The organism is Prochlorococcus marinus str. MIT 9314, assembly GCF_000760035.1.
GTDB lineage: Bacteria > Cyanobacteriota > Cyanobacteriia > PCC-6307 > Cyanobiaceae > Prochlorococcus_A > Prochlorococcus_A marinus_B.
The window spans coordinates 269,740-287,018 of the sequence record NZ_JNAO01000013.1; the positions used below are offsets into that span (position 1 = coordinate 269,740).

16 protein-coding genes are annotated in these 17,279 nt (G+C 27.2%); 12 read left to right on the forward strand and 4 right to left on the reverse strand.

Going from position 1 to position 17,279, the window contains the following annotated elements:
- The first annotated feature begins 85 nt into the window (after positions 1 to 85).
- The 10 genes from EU98_RS00675 to EU98_RS0109240 are packed head-to-tail and all read left to right on the forward strand — an operon-like array spanning position 86 to position 9,961.
- Complete coding sequence (locus tag EU98_RS00675) at positions 86 to 1,495, forward strand: hypothetical protein (protein WP_032516470.1); 1,410 nt, start codon at positions 86 to 88, stop codon at positions 1,493 to 1,495.
- Positions 1,496 to 1,531: 36 nt separating this feature from the next.
- Positions 1,532 to 2,578 (forward strand): glycosyltransferase, encoded by a 1,047-nt coding sequence (locus EU98_RS00670; RefSeq protein ID WP_032516471.1) that lies wholly within the window; start codon positions 1,532 to 1,534, stop codon positions 2,576 to 2,578.
- A 52-nt stretch (positions 2,579 to 2,630) separates the two neighbouring features.
- On the forward strand, positions 2,631 to 3,563 hold the full coding sequence (locus EU98_RS00665; RefSeq protein WP_032516472.1) for an NAD-dependent epimerase/dehydratase family protein: 933 nt from the start codon (positions 2,631 to 2,633) through the stop codon (positions 3,561 to 3,563).
- 25 nt (positions 3,564 to 3,588) lie between these two features.
- Entirely contained in the window at positions 3,589 to 4,716 is a 1,128-nt protein-coding gene (locus EU98_RS00660) for a glycosyltransferase (RefSeq protein ID WP_032516473.1), read from the forward strand.
- 21 nt (positions 4,717 to 4,737) lie between these two features.
- On the forward strand, positions 4,738 to 5,724 hold the full coding sequence (locus tag EU98_RS00655; protein WP_032516474.1) for a hypothetical protein: 987 nt from the start codon (positions 4,738 to 4,740) through the stop codon (positions 5,722 to 5,724).
- Positions 5,721 to 6,290 (forward strand): D-sedoheptulose-7-phosphate isomerase, encoded by a 570-nt coding sequence (locus tag EU98_RS00650; RefSeq protein ID WP_032516475.1) that lies wholly within the window; start codon positions 5,721 to 5,723, stop codon positions 6,288 to 6,290. The genes EU98_RS00655 and EU98_RS00650 overlap by 4 nt, the downstream gene beginning before the upstream one ends.
- An 11-nt stretch (positions 6,291 to 6,301) precedes the next feature.
- Positions 6,302 to 7,471 (forward strand): DegT/DnrJ/EryC1/StrS family aminotransferase, encoded by a 1,170-nt coding sequence (locus tag EU98_RS00645; protein ID WP_032516613.1) that lies wholly within the window; start codon positions 6,302 to 6,304, stop codon positions 7,469 to 7,471.
- Entirely contained in the window at positions 7,464 to 8,213 is a 750-nt protein-coding gene (locus EU98_RS00640) for a sugar phosphate nucleotidyltransferase (RefSeq protein WP_032516476.1), read from the forward strand. The genes EU98_RS00645 and EU98_RS00640 overlap by 8 nt, the downstream gene beginning before the upstream one ends.
- A gap of 27 nt (positions 8,214 to 8,240) precedes the next feature.
- A complete protein-coding gene (locus tag EU98_RS00635) occupies positions 8,241 to 9,434 on the forward strand; it encodes an NAD(P)/FAD-dependent oxidoreductase (protein WP_032516477.1) in 1,194 nt (397 codons plus the stop codon).
- An 8-nt stretch (positions 9,435 to 9,442) separates the two neighbouring features.
- Positions 9,443 to 9,961, forward strand: a complete 519-nt coding sequence (locus tag EU98_RS0109240; RefSeq protein ID WP_052045521.1) for an HAD-IIIA family hydrolase — start codon at positions 9,443 to 9,445, stop codon at positions 9,959 to 9,961.
- A 7-nt stretch (positions 9,962 to 9,968) separates the two neighbouring features.
- Here EU98_RS0109240 and EU98_RS00630 read toward each other — a convergent pair whose 3' ends face one another.
- Complete coding sequence (locus EU98_RS00630) at positions 9,969 to 11,000, reverse strand: hypothetical protein (protein ID WP_032516479.1); 1,032 nt, start codon at positions 10,998 to 11,000, stop codon at positions 9,969 to 9,971.
- A 112-nt stretch (positions 11,001 to 11,112) separates the two neighbouring features.
- On the opposite strand from EU98_RS00630, the gene EU98_RS00625 reads away from it, so the two are divergent.
- On the forward strand, positions 11,113 to 12,102 hold the full coding sequence (locus EU98_RS00625) for a glycosyltransferase family 4 protein (RefSeq protein WP_052045522.1): 990 nt from the start codon (positions 11,113 to 11,115) through the stop codon (positions 12,100 to 12,102).
- Here the strand turns inward: EU98_RS00625 and EU98_RS00620 are convergent.
- Genes EU98_RS00620 through EU98_RS00610 form a run of 3 tightly spaced genes read right to left on the reverse strand, consistent with a single transcriptional unit; the run spans position 12,099 to position 15,984 of the window.
- A complete protein-coding gene (locus EU98_RS00620; RefSeq protein WP_032516480.1) occupies positions 12,099 to 13,199 on the reverse strand; it encodes a polysaccharide biosynthesis/export family protein in 1,101 nt (366 codons plus the stop codon). The genes EU98_RS00625 and EU98_RS00620 overlap by 4 nt on opposite strands.
- Positions 13,200 to 13,203: 4 nt before the next feature.
- A complete protein-coding gene (locus tag EU98_RS00615) occupies positions 13,204 to 14,928 on the reverse strand; it encodes a GumC family protein (protein ID WP_032516481.1) in 1,725 nt (574 codons plus the stop codon).
- Between the two features lie 36 nt (positions 14,929 to 14,964).
- Entirely contained in the window at positions 14,965 to 15,984 is a 1,020-nt protein-coding gene (locus tag EU98_RS00610; protein ID WP_032516482.1) for a GDP-L-fucose synthase family protein, read from the reverse strand.
- Positions 15,985 to 16,216: 232 nt separating this feature from the next.
- On the opposite strand from EU98_RS00610, the gene galE reads away from it, so the two are divergent.
- The gene (gene galE / locus EU98_RS00605; RefSeq protein ID WP_032516483.1) at positions 16,217 to 17,269 is read left to right on the forward strand and encodes a UDP-glucose 4-epimerase GalE; all 1,053 of its coding nucleotides are present in this window, start codon (positions 16,217 to 16,219) and stop codon (positions 17,267 to 17,269) included.
- Positions 17,270 to 17,279 lie beyond the last annotated feature (10 nt).

Here is a 17,279-nt window from a genome sequence, read left to right on the forward strand (position 1 = left end):
AAAACAAAATACTCAAAATTTGTTATTAATTTACGATTGAGTTAAAATTACTTAAAGAAATTTATCTAATTTTTTAAATTTAGATATGAAAAATGAAAATAATAAAAGTTTAATAATCTATGAATTAAATGAAATACCCAAAAAAGTTCTAGAAAATTTCATATATAAATATCCTGAAAGCAACTTAGCAAAACTTTGTATTAAGGATGGATATTCAGAAACCTTCACAAGTGATTCGGGTGAACTCCATCCTTGGAGTTCTTGGCCTACTTTTCATAGAGGGGTTAATTCTCAAAAACATAAAATAAAATTTCTAAACCAAGATATTTCAGCAGCAAATAAATTTCCACCGATATGGCAAAAGCTCAGAGAAGAGGGATTTTCAATAGGCATTTTCGGATCTCTTCAATCTTTCCCTCCTCTCGAGGGGGAAAATGTAAAGTTCTTTTTGCCAGATACCTTTGCGCCTTATCCAAATGCATATCCAAAATATTTAGAGGATTTTCAAGATTTTAATCTTGCTCTTACAATGAGGAACAAAGCCCACACAAGAGATATTGAATATAGGGATATAAGAAAATTTTTAAAGCTCATTTTAAGTGGAATGTTTTCAATTAAAACTTTATACAAAATTTTTAGTCATGTTTTTCTGGAAATATTAAACAAAAAATATAAAAATAGAAGATCTTTAATTCAGCCTATTCTTGGATTTGATATATATTTTAAACTTTTAAAAAAGCATAAGCCTCAATTTTCTACTTTTTTTACGAATCATGTTGCCGGAATAATGCATAGATATTGGAAAGATTCTTTCCCAGAGGATTTCAAAGAAAATAAGAATAATAATATAAGAGATTCTTTTAATGCAGCATCGCTTGATATTGCACTCCAAATAAGTGATTATCAAATAGGTTTACTATTAGATTTCCAAAAGAATAGAGGAGGCAAGATTTGGGTAGTCTCTGCATTAGGGCAAGAAGCAATTAATTGGGGCGAGTATATCCCCCAAATTACTTTAGATTCAGAGAATGATTTGCTTAATTTGATTGGTCTAGAAAAATCAAATTATAAATTTGTTCCTTCGATGCATCCTGATATAAATGTTGAATGTAAAGATAAATTAGCCTTGCAAAATCTCAGAGATTCTTTAGCTTCGCTTAGAGACATGAAAAATAGTAAATTATTTATTGAAAGATATGAACCAGTAAACAATACAATCAACTTCGCTTTAAACTCTTCTAAAGTTTTAAGTAAAACAAATAAATTTAAATATAATAATTCAACTTATGATCTCAGTAATTTTGGATTTTGTTATGTTGAAAGAGATCTTGGTACTGGGTATCATTTCCCAAAAGGTATATTTATATCTAGTGATCCCTCAGACATAAAAATATATACGGAAAACTGTCACGAATGCATAGATACAACTTGTTTTTATAGTCATATTTTGAATTATTTTAAGGGTAAAAATTTGTCAAAAATAAATAATAAATAATTTATATTATGCTAATTAATATTTCTTGAGTTTTTTTTGAAAAATAAACTTATTCGTTTTATTCATCTTTTACCCTTGGATTGTACGGGAGGAGTTGAATGTGCAGCGAAAACTGCAAAAAATATTTCAAAAGGAAATATTTTCTTTTCCTTATTTTATATTTCACAAAAATCAAGAAATTATAAATCTAAAATTTTGGATTTTCTAGATTATCTCCGAGATTCTTTTTTATCAGTATTCAAAATATTAAAATACTCTCCTGATGTATTAATAATTTCATTATGGAAGAGCTGTATTGTTGGCATTTTTATTAAAATTTTAAAGCCAAAAGTTAAAATAATATTATTTCTCCATAGTTCAAATCTAAACTTTGTAGATTATTTTTTTAATAACTTAATAGGAATTATATCATTTGAAATTTGGGCTGATTCTGAAATTACTCTTACAAATAGATTGAATTCTTTTATTTTTATAAATAAGAAAAAAACTAATAAGGTAATTAGTTTTATTTTGAATAAGGAGAAACCATTACCATTTAATTCAGTTGAAACAAATTTTATATTTTGGGGCAGATTACATAGAATAAAAAATATAAGAAAGTCAATAGATATTTTCTATTCAATATATAAAAAGATAAAGAAAAGTAAATTTATAATAATTGGTCCAGATGATGGAGATTATTTAAATTTAAGGAAATATATAATTGAATTAGATCTAGAAAAAAATGTAAAAATATATAAAGAAATGAGTTTTGATAAAATAAAAAACTTTGCAAAAGAATCTTCATTTTTCATTCAAAGTAGTTTATCTGAGGGCATGGGCATTTCAGTTTTAGAGTCTATGCAACTTGGGATAGTTCCAATAGTTACAAATGTAGGCAATATAAAGAATTATTGTAGAGATAATTTTAATTCTATAATTATTGATGAATCATCAACAAAAAAAATTCTAGAAATCTCAAAAAATCATGATAAGTATCTTTATCTAAGAAAAAATGCGATTGAAACTTGGAGGTTTAAGACTATATATAAAAAAGATATTTATGAAAATTGTTTAAGATTATCTTATAAATTAAATAATTGAAATTTTTGTTTAAGTGTAGTTTATTCTTAATATAAATATTAAATCACAATTTATGGCAAAAATATTAATAACAGGCGCTGCAGGTTATATAGGATCTAAGCTAATTCCTAAACTTTTGGAAAATGGTCATGAAGTAACTTGTGTTGATAATTTAATGTATGAAAGGACAAGCCTCATAATTCCTTCAATACATCCAAAATGTAAAATAATTATTGGAGATGCAAGAGATGAAGCTTTAATGGCTCCCTTAATAAAAGAATCTGATGTAATTATTCCATTGGCTTGTATGACTGGAGCTCCACTTTGTGATAAAGATAAAGTTGCTGCAAAAACTGTCAATTTTGATTCTGTAGTTCTATGTTCTAAATTATCTTCCCCCAATCAATTAATAATATATCCGTGCACAAATAGTGGTTATGGTATTGGGCAAGATGGTATTTTTTGTAATGAGGAATCTGAATTAAATCCTATTTCTCTTTATGGGAAAATGAAGGTTCAAGCTGAAAAAGTACTTTTAGATAAAGGTAATGCAATAACCTTTAGATTGGCTACAGTTTTTGGAGTCAGTCCTCGACCAAGATTAGATCTATTAGTAAATGACTTTACTTATAGAGCATTTTTTGATAAAGCGGTCGTTTTATTTGAGGCAGATTTTAAGAGAAACTATTTACATATTGATGACGCAGTTGATGGGTTCATCTTTGCTATTAATAATCCAAACATAAAAGGGCAAACCTTTAATTTAGGGTATAGTAATGCAAATCTATCCAAGAGAGAATTATGTCAACTAATACAGAAACAATTACCAAAATTTGTTTATCTTATTTCTGAAATAGGAGAGGATGTTGATAAAAGAAACTATATTGTAAGTAATGAAAAAATAGAAAATGCTGGTTTCAAAGCTAGTAGATCAGTTGAACAAGGAGTAAGTGAATTAATAAAAGCTATGCCGCTACTAAAGAAGAATCAATTTTCAAATGTATAATCAAAAAAACTTCACATATTAGAACTTGGTTAATATTAATAAAAAAAAGAAGATAATATTTTTCGCTAATACTTTATGGTTTTTATGGAATTTCAAATATGAATTAGCAAAACAATTCGTAAAAAATGGATATATTGTTGAATTCGTTTACTTAAATGAGACATATTTATCAGATTGTGAAAAAGAAGAAGTTGTGGAAAACCTTTACTTATCTAAAGTTAATGTTTTCAATATAAAAAAACATAAATTAAATACTAATTTCATCAACATTTTACTCTCTTACACTATTAAGTGTATTTTGTATTCTCCATTATTTTTTTATAGATGTAATATAAAAATTGCAAATTATGATGGACTTGGAAGAATTTTTTCATCAAGATCAATCTGCGAGAGAATAGCTAGAAGATTATTTGAAAAATTATATTTTATTTTACATAATTTCTTTTTTGATCATACTGTTGTTCTAAATAGTTCTGATTTTATATATTTTTTAAATAGAGGAATTAACATACCGTCAAATATATCAATACTTCCGGGTACTGGGATAAATAAAGACTTTTTTAAATTTAATCCAAAGTATGAAATTGATCTCAATAAGCAATATATAACAATGATAAGTAGATTAAATAATCTAAAGGGAATTAATGATTTCCTAGCTTTGGTTTATATTTATAATTTTATTTTCAAAAATATTATCCCTGATCAATCACTAAAATTTAGGATAGTAGTGCCTCACAAAGATATTCCAAAAATTAATCGACTTATTCAAAAAAATGAAATTATTAGGAAATGCCTTTTAATAGTGCCTTATTCATTGGATGTTAGAACTATATATGATTCTTCTTTATGTATTGTTCATCCAACAATTTATGGGGAAGGTTTACCAAGAATTTATTTGGAAGCTGCAGCCTGTGGAGTTCCTGTTATTACAACAAGAAATCCTGGTTATGTAGATTTTTATGAAAATTATAAAACCGCATTAATTGTTGAGAAGAATAATCCCAAACAAATTCTGAACAAAATAAAAGATATAGTACTCGATTCTTCCTTGAGAAGATCATTAATTGATAATTCAAAAGTAAACCTTGATAGGTATTTTTCAAATACTAACGAACAATATTTTAAGATAATAAATAAATTATTTGATATATAATAAAAAAAGACATTTTTTTTGATGTTTATATCCAGAACACCATATAGATTATCTTTTTATGGAGGATCCTTAGATTACAAAGGTTGGTATCAAAAAAATTCTATCAAAGTTATATGTGCAGGACTAGATTATTATTGTTATCAGTCAGTAAGAAGAATTCCCAAGTTTTTTGATCATAAATATAGGATTTGTTATTCAAAAATTGAAAGTGCTAGTTGTGTAGACGATATTAAGCATCCTTCCGCTAGAGAAATTATAAGAAAATACTCAAACAACTCACCTCTAGAAATATCATATACAGGTGATTTGCCAGCACGCAGTGGTATAGGTAGTTCCTCTGCTTTTACTGTAGGCTTAATTAACTCAATGAGAGCTATTAATAATAAATATATTGGCAGAACAGAGTTAGCTCTTGAAGCTATTGACTTTGAACAAAATGTATTAAAAGAGGTTGTAGGTATCCAGGATCAGTGTGCTTCAGCTTTTGGAGGTTTAATTCTAATAGAGGCTGATAAACAAAGTATTAGACCTAGAAGATTTATCATTAATCCTGATTACCTGAACTACCTTCAAGATAATTTATTAATGGGATTTGATGGAATATCAAGGAACTCGCAAGTCGCAGCAAAAAATGTAATAGCATCTATTTCAAAAGAAGAGAAAAATGATATGTTTTTAGAATTAGCTGATTTGAATTCTCAGGGAGTTGAATTCTTCTCAGAACAAGAAAGTATTGATAAACATGCCTTAATAACAAAAAAAATAAGAGATATTAAATTACAATTGAATGGAGATAGGAATATTGAAAAAATTAATCAAATAATTTTTGATACCGAATCTTCTGGCTCATTATGTACAAGATTTATGGGTGCAGGTGGTGGTGGATTTTTTATTTGCTGGGCTCCAAAATCTAGCCATGAAGCGATAAAAAATTCTGTAAAAATCAAAACTTGGGTAGATGTAAAATTTTGCTCCTCAGGAAGCCAAATAATCTTTTGTGATCAATGAAAAAATCAGAAAATCTTAATTATTTAGAGAGATTAAAAAAAATTATTAAAATAATTTCGAATTCAAATGAATTCCATCAGACAATTTCTGAATTATCTGAAAGTATTATTGCATCCAATTCTGCAAACAAAATTGTTGCAATATACGGTAATGGAGGATCTGCCGCAGATGCTCAACATTTTTCGGCTGAGCTTATGGGCACATATCTTAGAAAAGATAGAAAATCCTATAGAAGTATTGCACTTACTGCTGATACTTCTTTTATGACTGCCTGGTCTAATGATTTTGCATTTAGCTCTGTTTTTAGTCGTCAAATTGAAGCACTGTCTTCAAATATTGGCTTATCAATTGGTTTGAGTACCTCAGGTAAAAGTGAAAATGTTCTAAATGCCTTAAAACTTTCAAATAGTTTAGATATTAAAACGGTATTAATTTCTGGTGAAAATTGTCCTGAGCATGATTTTGTTAAGAAAATTTTTAGAGTCCCATCAGATGAGACTTCAATAATTCAGACCGTAACCCAGATAATGTATCATTCTATTTGTAATGAATTAGAAAAAGTATGAATTATCCATTGATGAGAAATAATATTCTGAAAGAAGACTTAATTCCAGTTATAGATCTTTTAAGTAAGGATGAACCAAAGTTAACTTCTGGTCCTGAAGTACTTACATTTGAGAAGGAGTGGAGCAAATGGCTTGGATGTGAATATAGTGTATTTGTAAATAGTGGCTCTTCAGCAAATCTTCTTTGTTTAGCATTATTAAAAGAACTTTTCCCAAATGGTGGGAAAGTTATTGTACCCCCTTTCACATGGAGTTCAGATATATCTTCATTAATTTGGATGGGTTTTGAACCTCTTTTTCTGGATATAAAATTAGAAACTCTTGGATTAGATTCAAGAAAGGTTATTGATCAGCTTAAAAAAGATAAAACAATTGTTGCTATTTTTTTAACACATGCCCAAGGTTTAAATGCTCTAGATCAAGATCTCATCAAATATATCAAAGAAAATAATATTTTTTTAATAGAAGACGTTTGTGAATCTCATGGTGTACGTTTGCCAAATGGTCAAAAAGCAGGAGCTTTAGGTGACCTTTCTTGCTTCTCTTTTTACTATGCCCACCATATGAGCACTATTGAGGGTGGAATGATTTGCACAAATAATGAATCTTTTTATCAGACGCTAAGAATGCTAAGAAGCCACGGTATGTTAAGAGAGTCTACTAATGAGGTTTTAAGAAATGAATTTGTTTTAAAACATAGTGATTTAAATCCAAAATTTATATTTACACGTCCAGCATTCAATGTAAGAAATAATGAGATTGGAGCGATTATAGGTAGAAGTCAACTTAAACGCTTGGATCAAATAATTATAAAAAGAGCTGAAAATTTCGAGAAGTTTTTAGAACTTATGCCAAATTGGGTTTTTAAAGATTTTAATTTAGAGGGACAAAGTAATTATGCTTTTAATCTTATACTTAAAGATCCTGATAATGAGCTTTTCAATAAACTTTGCAAAAAATTTGATGAAAAATTGATTGAGTATAGGATTGGTAGTGCTGGAGGTGGAAATCAAATTAGACAACCTTATGTAAAAGCTTTTAAAAATATTTCAGAAGATCAAATAAAGAATCTTTTCCCAATTACTGATCATGTACATTTTTTCGGAATGTATATAGGTAATTTTCCAGATTTAGATAATAACGAAATAAATTGGTTGGCAGATATTATCAATAATGTCTAAAAAATTAAATGTAATTATTTTATGTGGGGGCTTTGGGACAAGAATTAAATCTAGTATTGGAAATATACCAAAGATTCTTGCTCCAATAAATCAGATTCCTTTCATAGATTATTTTTTAAAATGGATAGATCCAGTACTTAATATTAATAATGCTCAGCTTATCTTTTCAATTTATTATAACTACTCAAAAATATTAAATTATATTGAAACTCATCGAATTAATTGTAAATTTACAATAGATCCTCAAGCTTATGGTACTTTTGGTGCTGTTTGCAATGCAGCGCTTGATCATCCAGCTGACAATTATTTGATTTTAAATGGAGATACAATTTTTCATGCTGATTTAAGATCAATTTATAAAGTTTTTTTAGAACAAACTGAGGACCCTTTGTTGATATTAAAAAAAACAGACCAAAATGATAGATATGGAGGATATCAACTTGAAAATGGAAAATTTATTTTTTCAAATTACTTTGCTGAAAATATATCATTAGGGGCCTTCTTTATCTCTAATTCTGAATTGATTAATAGGTGGAAATTATCTACTAAATCTGAATTTAATTTAAAATCTTTTAGTGAATTTGATAAATTTCCGCTTATGAATGATAATGATTGTCTTGGTTTAGAACCTATTAATGGGTATTGTTTAGATGAAAATACACCTTTTATAGATATAGGTATAAAGGAATCATTTATAAGAGCACAAAAAGAAATACCTTTTATTGTTGGAGGCTATAATTAATTTGTAATTTCTCGAAAATGAACTGAGATGAAAGTAATAATAGGAGCTGGGTGTGTCGGGTTAAGTATTGCTTATAAACTTCTAGAGACATATAAGACAGCAAAAGACATTGTCATAATTGATAAATTTAATGTCCCATCAAAAGGTACTTCTTTAAGGAATAGTGGGGTACTTCATGCAGGACTTTATTATCCAAAAGGTTCAGATAAATCTAAATTATGTATTCATGGAGGTGAGAGTTTATTTAGATTATGCAAAGACAATAATTTGCCAATCCTAAATTGTGGCAAGTTAATATTACCTTTTAATAAAAGAGATGAAGATAACCTAGATAATTTATATTTAAATGCTAAAAGCTGTGGGAGAACTGTAAAAGTAATAGATTATAAAGAGGCTTTAAAAATTCAACCTTATATAAGAAAGGTTAATAAATATCTTTGGTCACCAAAGACAAGTGTTTTCGATCCTGAAAAAGTATTAAATTTTTTTTATAAAAAGTTACTTGATGGAGGAGCAAAGTTTTTGTTGGATAGTGTAGATGAAATAGATTTTGAGAGTTCATCTATTAAAACAAAGAAGAATTCCCATTTAAAGTATAGTTATGTGTTTAATTGTGCAGGACCAGGTGCTCTTAAACTAGCTGAAAATAAAAATAATTTATATAGAGATCTCACTGTTTTGCCCATACTGGGGCAGTATGGCATTATACCGATTAAAAATTACTTAAAAACTAATATTTATCCCGTACCTGATCCTAATCTTCCTTTTCTGGGGATTCACGTTACCCCTCTTAATGATGGTAATATACTCATTGGACCAAATGCGATTCCCGTTTTTAATAAGGATGTTCAAGGGAAAGAATTAAGTGACTTGATTTCATTATTTCCAAATCTTTTTTATCATTCAAAATTATTTCTATCTAATTCACAAAATTATAGAAAGCATGCTTTAAATGAATTAAGTTTTTATGTCTTAGATAAATTTAAAAAAGAAACTTCCAAATTTTTAAAATTTACTGATAATAGTATAAGTAATATGTTCATGTCTAAAACTAATTATGGGATAAGACCACAACTCTATGATAAAAAGCGAAATAGATTAGTCGATGATTTTATGTATGATGTTGATGAATCATCAATAAATATTGTAAATGCTGTAAGTCCTGCCTTTACCTCATGTTTAGCGTTGGCAGAAAAAATAATTAAAACAATATCTAATTAGTTCAAAGTATGCCTACTTGTTATTTAGATAGGGATGGAGTTATAAATCATAACTTGCCATATGTAGGAACTTTAGATAGGTTTTTCTGGCATTCGGAAATAATAGAAATTTTGAAATTTTTAAAAAGATTCGATTATAGGTTTATCTTGGTAACAAATCAATCTGGGATAGGCAGGGGATATTACTCATTAGAGCAATTTTATCAAATTAATAATGTTATTAAAGAAAGATTTAGATTGAATGATTTATCAATTGAAATAAGATTTTGCCCTCATACGCCTAGCTGCAACTGTAGTTGCAGAAAACCCAAGACTGGGATGATAGATAATGATCTAAGAACAAAAGAAGATATTTTTATTGGCGATCAACCCAAAGATATGATTTGCGCATTTTCAGAAGATGTCATGCATCGGTGGCTTATTAATGAAGAAAATTACAAACTTTCAACACGATGGGCAAAAAACCATAGAGAACTTCTTTTAGAAATAAAAAATTGGTATCAAAATGATATTAAAAAAACAAAATAATTTGATTTTATTCAGGTAATACTGTAAAAATAAATGTTGTGTATATTGGGACAACTGATGACATAAATCTTATCGCACCTCCTGGATTATTTTGAGAAAAGAAACCATTTATGATAAAAAATGATATTAGGAAAAATGCTTTAAAAAAAAATAGATTTCTAATTTTTAAATTTTTAATAAAGTAAATAATACCTAATATAAGAGTAAATATGTGTGTTAAAAAATTATTGAATAGAAGTAAAAAAGCTTTATTGAAAGATTCACTAAAATGAATTGGTGCTACACCTGTGATCATTTGATAAGAATTTTGTAAAAAGTTATCAAATTCAAAATTCGGGTTTGTTTTACTAAAAGTTGCATTTTCAGAGAAAGATGCTAAATATTGATAATAAAACTCTTCATAAAGTATTCCGTATAGTTGATCCCAAAATAAAAAAATAGAAATTATTAAAATTGGAAATAATATAAATGGTAAATTTTTAAATTGATTTCTATTAAATAAAATAAAAAAGTTAAGTAATAAAATTAACAAGAAAAATGCACTTAATTTTCTTAGATAAACTAATAAAATCGAGAAAATCAAGATTTTAATTATTTTAAAAAATTTAAATTTATATGCTTTTTTTTTATAATAATAACTTGATATTTCAACACATAATTCGGATGCTAAAAAAATAGCTGTTATGTCCTTACCAGCAAAACTTGTAAAAATTAGAGTAACTGGAGCAAAAAGAGCAAGTAAGATTGAAAAATATACTATTCTTTTGTTAAGGTAATCTTTAAATTTTGTAGATAAGAATAATAAGGTGGATAACTTAAAAACATTTCTATAGTAAAGTAAGCAAAATAATATTTCCCCGAAAAATTTTAAATTTGTAAATATAAAGTTAGTAAGTCTATCTCTTATGCTGGACCCAGCCAGCCATTCCCCATATAGATACGCTTCTCTATCACCTGTAGTAAAATCAAAATTTTCTCTTACTAAAATAATAGACGCAAGTACAAAAAAAATATAGATATAACTAGACTTAAAACTCATATTAATTATTTTTATAAATATTATTATCGCATAATTTATATTTAAATTTTAATAATATTTAATTTAAACAAATCAGAAATGTTAAATTAATAACTAATGTAAAAATTTTTAGATGCATTTTATATTTATATTAGGTTTAATTTTTTCTTTTATAATTACTTACATTACAACTCCATTTGTAAGGAATTTATCTTTAAAAAAGGGATTGTTAGATATGCCTAATGATAGGAAAGATCATAAAATTCCGATAGTTAGATTAGGAGGGATATCAATTTTCTCTGGATTTATAATTTCAAATTCAGCTTTCTTTACAATTTCGGCATTGGCTGGCGATTATATTTTTGTAAATAAGCAATTTTTAATTCTATTGTTGGGAGTAATAATTTTTTTCTTGATTGGTTTAACAGAGGATTTATTTGAAAATATTGACCCAATTTTAAGATTATTTATACAATTTGCCTCTTCATCTTTAATTTGGAGTCAGGGTTTAAGAATAAATGGAATTTCATTAAATATATTTGGCAATAGTGATAATAATCTAATATTTTCTGATTTTATAAGTCTTATTTTTACGTCTATCTTTATTGTGGGAATCGTAAATGCTATTAATTGGATTGATGGACTAGATGGCTTGGCTGGCGGTATTTCTTTGATCAGTTTAACAACTATGGCATTTATGATAACACCCTCATATATATTTGTTTCTTTTTGTTTGATAGGATCATGCGTTGCATTTCTGAGATTTAACTATCATCCCGCCTCCATAATTATGGGTGATGGTGGTTCTTATTTATTAGGCTTTTCTTTAGCCTCGCTCTCAATAATATATTCATCTGCCTCAAACTCTCAGAATTTAGAAGGTATAATTAATTTGCCTGCTATTGTTTTTTTATTATTTGTTCCCCTTGTAGATATGGTAAGAGTTATTTTTACAAGAATTTTTAACGGGTATTCACCATTTTATCCTGACAAAATTCATTTTCATCATGTTTTAAGAGATAAAGGATTTAACTATAAAATGATAATATTTATTTTTTATTTTTTCTCAATTATTTCATGTGTCATATCCTCCTTTATTATTAAACAAAATTTAAATACTTAATCAAATATCTTATAAGTTGAATAAATCCCCACAAATGGTCTAGTTAAATCGTTTACTATTTCATTAACTACTTTAAGAGAATGCTTCCCAACATATATAATGTCTCCCTCTTTGAGATAAGGATTCTTTTTTGATCCTCTTTTATTGTTTCTATTGAATCTGAATTTTTTATTTGAATAGCCTCCATCACTTGTAAACCTACTTAGTGTTACGTTCCCTTTGAAGAAACTTTGTCCACCTGAAATTAATATTGCTGTGTTTAAATCAGTATCTCTTTTTAAATTAAGTGGTCCAGGACTTCTTATATCGCCAGATATATAAACATTTATAAATGGCGAATTAATATTACTTTTTAGAGCCTCTTTTATTTTAAAGGTTATTTTTTCATTACCTTTAGCGACATAAATATTATCATTATTATTTAATTTAATATTTTGAGATTTATCTCCTGTTGTGAGAACTTCAAGAAGATTTAAATTAGTTTTTATTTGGCCACCACCATTTGATAATGAATTTTGTCTAATAACTTCTATATTTGTTAAATCCGAGTATGGAGAAATTCCCCCTGCTTTTTGTATTGCATTAAATACTGTTGGTGTAAATCCTAAAGTGCCAAAAGAAGTTTCTTCATTATTAGGTAATGGATCACCATAGAAAAAAGTATACATACCAGGATTTTTTACTTCACCACTAACAGTTACTTTTATAGGTTTTGGAGTAATTATACTAATTTTTATGTCAGGCTCTATTATTATTTTTTGGAATTTTTTATTTAATAAATTTTCTAATTCATTTATAGTAAGACCCGAGACGTAAACTCTACCTATTTCAGGAAGAACGATATTACCTTGCATATCAATAAGAACTTGAATTTTTGAGAGATTATCTATAAATTCCAAAACTTTTATTGATAAAAAATCACCTTCACCCAAAATATAGAAATTGTCATTTGTATTTTCTAAATATTCAATATCAATAGTATTTTGAATATTTTTTATCTCTGAATATACTTTGTTGATTTTTGATTGGGAAAATAAAAGAATTGCTATGAAAAAAAATAAAAAGTTTCTTTTCTTTAGATTAAATATTTTTAGCATAATTCTAATTCTTTAAATTAATTTGATCATAAGAAATCGTTTCTTCAAATAATATCCAACCTACAATACTAAATCCACCATAATTTATTCTTCTTTTAAAGTTTTCAATATCTTCTCTTGTTGTTTTTCCAGATTGTATTAAAAGTAATTGATCATTTTTGTTATTAATTTTAGAAATATTATTTAGAATTTTAATTTCTTTATCAGGATTAATTTTTTTGAGTCTTGATAAAAAGAAATCTAATAATTGATTATCTATATCTCCTAATTGTATTATCTCTGTTTTTAAATTATCTTTAAAATATAATCTAGAAATTGGCTCTAAATAATCGTTCCAATTATCCGCAATATTAGTAGGAATTTTTTCTATTAAATTATACGGGATTAAATTTTCTAATTCTTTTGAAGAATAAACATAATTTTTAATCCTCTCTTCAATATATATATACATACTTGCGAAGAATAACAAAAATAAACTATGTATTATTAATATCCTTGACCTTACAGGTGCAATCTTTTGATCAAGAAGTGTAGGAACGGTTATTAATTTATATGGCTCTTTTTTCTTTGCTTTTTCAAGATTAAGTAACCCTAATTGAGATTCTAAATCGATTAAAGTGTAACTATCTCTTAAATATTCATTGTTTAATCTATTAAATTTTACATAAACGCCATCTGCCCTTTTGTTTGATTTAATTAATATATCTGCCGCGTCGATCTTGGCTGTTATCAACTTTAAGGCAGATTCTCTTATTCTGTTTAACAATTGTTCCCGCTGCCTCTCTAATTTTCTAGTTTTAGAATAATTATTTGTAAATATTGCTTTTGCTTGATTAATTTCGTTTTCCAACTCTTCCAAATTCTTAAGAATTGATTCTTCAACTAATTGATTACTAGCAGCAAGGTATGAAATTTTTTCATTGTCAATATCTTCTCTTTGAAAATACTCCTTTAACTGGTAAAATAACCTTTTTTGAATGGCTGCTTCAGTAGTTTGATCTTGAATATTTGAACTATTACTTATTATGGGTCTACTTAGCTCGGTTCCAAATTCTAATGGTGGAGCATTTACAACTTTTAAATCATTTTCTAACGCAAACTTCTGAGATCTCTCATAAGAAATATTACTTTTTTCTCTATATAGTTCAATTTGATTAGTTAAATAATCAATTCCCGTCGAAAGGGTTTTGTCCATATTAACTGTTGAATAATCTTGGTAAACTTCTGAAATGTCATTCAAAATAGGTATTATTGATTCTTTATTTTTATTTTTATATTTTATTTTCAGTACACTTGTGCCTTTCTCAAGGTCAACTAGTAAGTTTCCTTTCCATTTCCTAAATGATATTGGTTTGTTGTTATTCGGATGACTTTTATCTCTAAGGATTGATTTTTTATATATGGGCATCAGTATTGAAGGACTTTTAAGAATCTCAACTTCAGTATCAAGTTTGGAGGATTGATCTTTATTCAATATGAAATCAAAAGTATTACTAGCGGATTGAAAAGCATTATTTATTGGGTTTGATTCACTTTCAAGAACTATCTGAAATTCCCCTTGCCATACATTTTTCAGCCTAAGGGCATAAATTAAACTTATACTTAATCCTATACTTAAGATATAAATAAACTTTTTTGAATTTCGTATCAAAAAAAGAACTAAATCTTTGTAGAAAATATCATTATTACCTATTAATATTTCCTCTTCTTTGCTTAAATTATATGTCATTTAGTCTTTATGCTTAACGTTTGCTTAATAAATCAATTAGAGTCTTAAAAATTTACCTTCTTCTATTGAAGTTTTAAAATACTCAATAGTAGACATAATACCATCTTCTAGAGTGATTGTCGGAGACCAACCTAGACTTGAAATTTTTTCAATATCAACTCTTTTAATAGGATGCCCATCAGGTTTTGATTTGTCCCATATTATCTTACCTTTATAACCGGTTTTATTAGCAATTAAAATGGCTAATTCTTTAATAGATATATCATCCCCTGATCCAACGTTGAGATATGTAATTATTTCTCCATTCAAACTTTTTGGAGCATTCTCTGCAAAAGTCGACCAATTCTCAAGAAGGAAAACAGAAGCATCTCCTAGATCATCAACATGTAAAAAATCTCTTCTAGGAGATCCACTGCCCCAGCATATGACTTCTTCAACAGAATTTTTTTTTGCTTCATAAAAACGTCTTATTAATGCTGGTAAAACGTGGCTGTTGGTTTGATGGAAATTATCCATTGGACCGTATAGATTCGCTGGCATTATACTTATCGCATTAAAACCATGTTGTTTTCTTAAAGATTCACATAATTTAATTCCAGCAATTTTTGCAATTGCATACCATTGGTTTGTTCTTTCTAGTTCACCTGTTAATAAAGATTCCTCTTTCATAGGTTGATGAGAAAACTTTGGATAGATGCAATTACTCCCTAAGAATAGTAATTTTTTGACTTTTCTTTCCCATGAGATCTCTATTAAGTTAGTTTGAATTTTCAAATTTTCTAATAAAAAGTCAGCAGGGAATGTATCATTTGCGAAAATTCCTCCAACTTTTGCTGCAGCAATAATCACAACATTTGGTTGGTTTTTCTTAAACCAATCATTTACTTCCTCTCTATAAAGGTAATTTAGTTCACTTCTACTTGGATAAAATAATTTACCACCAATTTCTTCTCTCCCATATCCAGATTTTTGTAACGCTCTCAAGATGGCACTACCAGCTAATCCTGAAGCTCCTGCAATTAGTATTTTATCATCATAAGAAATATCTTTATTCATGAAATTATCAAACTAAATTATTTTCAAAATTCTAAGATTACTAAATAAAATATATTATTTAAAAGAAATATAAATTTATAATTCTCAACTTAAAAAAAATAATTAAAATTTCTAATTAAAAATTAAATATAATTTTAAAAATAAAAAAATTTTTTAATAATTTAATAGTGAATTTGAATTTGATTATTATTATGTATTTTAAGAATAATTTTATGAAAAGAATTTTAATTTTATGAAAAGAATTTTAATAACTGGAGGAGCGGGTTTTATTGGTAGTCATACTTGCATAAAACTATTAAAAAATAATTATGAGGTTTATTTGGTAGATTCATTTATCAATAGTTCTCCAAAAGTTATTAATAGAATTTCTTCAATTTGCAATTTATATAATTCAAACTTGGTAAAAAATTTAAAAGTATTCAAAGGCGATATTAAAGATAAGGGATTTATCGAGAATATTTTTTCTAATGCAAAGAAGATTGGCAAGCCCATTGAAGGTGTAATACATTTTGCTGGATTAAAAGCGGTAAATGAATCAGTTATGAACCCTCTCCTTTATTGGCATGAAAATGTTTTTTCATCAATTACACTTTTAAGAGTAATGAAAAAATATAAATGTAATCTACTTGTTTTTAGCAGTAGTGCGACTGTTTATGGAAAAGAATCAATATCACCAATAAAAGAAAATTCTTATCTCAATCCCTCAAATCCTTATGGTAATACAAAGCTATCCATTGAGAAATTATTAAGCGATATATATAATGAAAATAGAAATCTTTGGAAAATTGCTTGTTTAAGATATTTTAATCCTATTGGAGCACACCCCTCTTCTTTGATAGGTGAAAACCCTCTTGGAACTCCTAATAACTTATTCCCACTAATTTGTAATGCAGCTTTAGACCCTAATCAGAAACTAAAAATTTTTGGTTCTGATTGGAATACTATTGATGGCACATGTATTAGAGACTTTGTACATGTTTCTGACGTTGCAGAAGGTCATCTGAGAACATTAGAGTATTTAATCAACAATAATTCAAATATTCTTAAGATGAATATAGGTACTGGTTTAGGAACAAGCGTTCTTCAATTAATTCAGACTTTCTCAAGAATCAATAAAGTTAAGATTAATTATAAATTTAGCTCTCGAAGAGATGGAGATGTAGAAGAAATAGTGGCCGATAATTTATTGTCAAAATCTTTATTAGACTGGAAACCTAAAAGATCCATAGAAGAAATGTGTGTTGATGGATGGAACTGGAAAAAAAATAATATTAATGGTTATTAAACTTTAGGTA